The 2,627-nt window shown below is 75.8% G+C and carries 2 protein-coding genes; both read right to left on the bottom strand.

Annotated elements, in window-relative coordinates; translation table 11 throughout:
• The coding region (locus tag H5J30_RS26490; protein ID WP_181789856.1) for an ADP-ribosylglycohydrolase family protein at positions 1-729 on the bottom strand (729 nt) is incomplete at its 3' end.
• A gap of 101 nt (positions 730-830) precedes the next feature.
• Positions 831-2,627: tetratricopeptide repeat protein (locus tag H5J30_RS26485; protein WP_181789855.1), on the bottom strand; the 1,797-nt coding region annotated here is incomplete at its 5' end.

Below are 2,627 nucleotides of genomic sequence, written 5' to 3'. Positions count from 1 at the left end.
CGCCGTGGTCTCCTCGTGGCCCGGGCGGTCCGCGAGGATCTCCAGCGCCCGCGCCACCGCCTCCTCCGGCGCGTCGCCGCGGGCGAGGCCGTGGACCACGACCGCGTACGCGCCCGCCGCCAGATAGCCGGTCGGGTGGCCGTGGGTCTGCGTGGCGCACTCGGCGGCGAGCTGGAAGACCAACTGCGGCTCCCAGCCCACCAGCAGCCCGAACGGCGCGGAGCGCACCACGGCCCCCGGGTCCCTCGCCTCCGGGTTCCGCGGCTGCTGCAGGGTGCCCATGCGGTCGTCGGCCAGCCCGCGCAGGCAGGAGCGGGGCGCGCCGCGCTGCGAGTACAGCCACTCCTCGCGGGCGAGCCAGCCGTCCTCGGCCTTGCGCTCGTCGGGGCCCCAGTCCTTCTGCGTCGCGTACCAGCGGCGGTACGCGGCGTGCACGTCGGTCGGCGGGTGCCACCGGCCGCCGTCGCGGCGCACCTGGGCGCGGATGAGGCCGTCGACGGTGAACAGGGTCATCTGGGTGTCGTCGGTGACCGCGCCGCGGCGGCCGTAGGCCGGGGCGAAGTCGGCGGCGCCCTGCGGCCCGTGCTCGGCCCGTATCTCCGCCAGCGAGGTGTCCGCGACGCCGGCGCCGAGCGCGTCGCCTATCGCGCCGCCGAGCAGGCAGCCGCGCACTCTGCTGCGGAAGTCCTGCTGCTCGGCGCGGCCCCAGGTGCGGCGTGCGGTCGTCACTCGGCCACCTCAGTCCGGACGTTCGGTCTCTCGCTGTTCGCACGTGCTCCGGCCCAGCACTGTAATGGAGGGAAACCGAGAGGCCAGAGGGTGTATGCGCGTCAGGCGCCGGGGAGTTCGCGGAGCAAATCCCCGAGTACCCGCACATACCCCTCGACCCGGGCGCCGTCCGCCGCCGCCAGGTCCGGGGCCTCGGCCAGCACGCGGAGCATCGTGCGTACGTCCTGGACCAGCAGCCAGTACGCCGCCCCCGAACCCATCGCCGCCAGCGCCGCGTCCGCCGCCGCCCACTCCCCCGCCGCGGCCCGGCACAGCAGCCGGCACGCCGCCGCGTCCACGTCGGTGGAGCAGTCCGCCGTCATCCGCGCCTCCACGGCCGCCCAGCGCTCCGCGGGCTGCGGGCCGCGCGTCATCCGGTCCAGCAGGGCGCCGTCGAACTGGAAGAAGCCGTCCTGCGGATCGCTCGCCAGCGCCGCGGCGGCGTCCGGCCGCGCCTCCTCGTACCGGCGCAGCACCATCAGCACCTCGGCCCGGTCGCTCAGCGCGACCTGGTGCGCGGGGTCCGCCGCGAGCACCCGGTCGCACACCGCGAGCGCCTCCTGCCACCGCTCCTCCAGCACGAGCAACTGCCCCCGCAGGACCAGCGCGCCGGCGTGGTCCGGGTGGCCGGCGAGGACGGTGTCGATCTCCGCGTACGCCTCCGCCGTCCTGCCGGTGTGGCCGAGCGTGCGGGCCCTGCCGAGCCGCGACCAGACGAGCGTGCCGTCGATCTCCAGGGCGCGCGCGTAGTCCGCGAGCGCGTCGTCGAAGCGGTTGACGATCCGGTACAGGTCGCCGCGCTCCTCCAGCGCCCACGCCATCCCCGGGCTCATCTCCAGCGCGCGGTCGAAGTCCGCCAGCGCCTCGTCGGCCCGCCGCAGGGTCACCATGCACTGCGCCCTGCTGGCGATGGCCCAGGGGCTGTCCGGCTTCAGCTCCACGGCCTTGTCGAAGTCCTCGACCGCCCGCTCGGTCCGGCCGGCGAGCCGGTGCACCTCCCCGCGCTCGCCCCAGCCCCAGGACCACTGCGGGTCGATCTCCAGCGCGCGGTCCAGGTCCGCCAGTGCCTCGTCCAGGCGGCCCAGGGCCCGGTGGCAGTGGCCCCGGTTGGCGTACGCCCAGTCGTAGGCCGGCGACAGCTCCAGCGCACGGGTGTGGTCGGCCGCGGCCTCCTCGTACCGCGCGGCCTCCTGGTGCAGCCGGCCGCGTTCCGTCCAGCACCAGGACCACTGCGGGTCCAGCTCCAGGGCCCGGTCCAGGTCCGCCATCGCCTCCTCGGCCCGGCCCAGCTTGGCGTAGCACTGGGCGCGGCTGGCGATGGCGTACGGGTAGTCGCCGTCCGCCGTCTCGACGGCCTTGTCGAAGTCGGCGAGCGCTTGTGCCAGGGCGCCGGTGAGGCGGTGCACCTCGCCGCGCATCGCCCAGGTCATCGGGGAGGGGTCCAGCTCGATCGCCTGGCCCAGGTCGGCCTTCGCGTCGTCGTAGCGCTCCAGGTAGAGCCGGACCCGGCCGCGGTGGGTCAGCGACCAGGAGCGGTCGGGGTCGTGCGCGACGCAGTGCGTGAAGTCCGCGTCGGCCTCCGGGTAGCGGTCGAGGAGCACGTACGCCTGGCCGCGGCCCGCGTACGCGCGGGTGAAGTCCGGGTCGAGCGCCAGCGCCCGGTCGAAGTCCGCGACGCTGGCGTCGAGTTCGTCGCCGTTGCGGCGCTCCCGCCCGCGCAGCGTGTACGCGAGCACCCGCTCCGGCTCCGTCAGCTCCGCCTCCCGCAGCAGGAACGTGCACACCCCGGCGACGCCCCGCGCGTCCTCCCCCAGCGCCGCCAGCAGCCGCCGGCCCCAGTCCCGTACGGGCTCGCTGTC

Origin of the sequence: Streptomyces phytophilus, assembly GCF_013870535.1 — a bacterium.
In the GTDB taxonomy this organism is placed as follows: domain Bacteria; phylum Actinomycetota; class Actinomycetes; order Streptomycetales; family Streptomycetaceae; genus Streptomyces; species Streptomyces phytophilus.
This window is presented reverse-complemented; position numbering and strand designations above follow the sequence as displayed.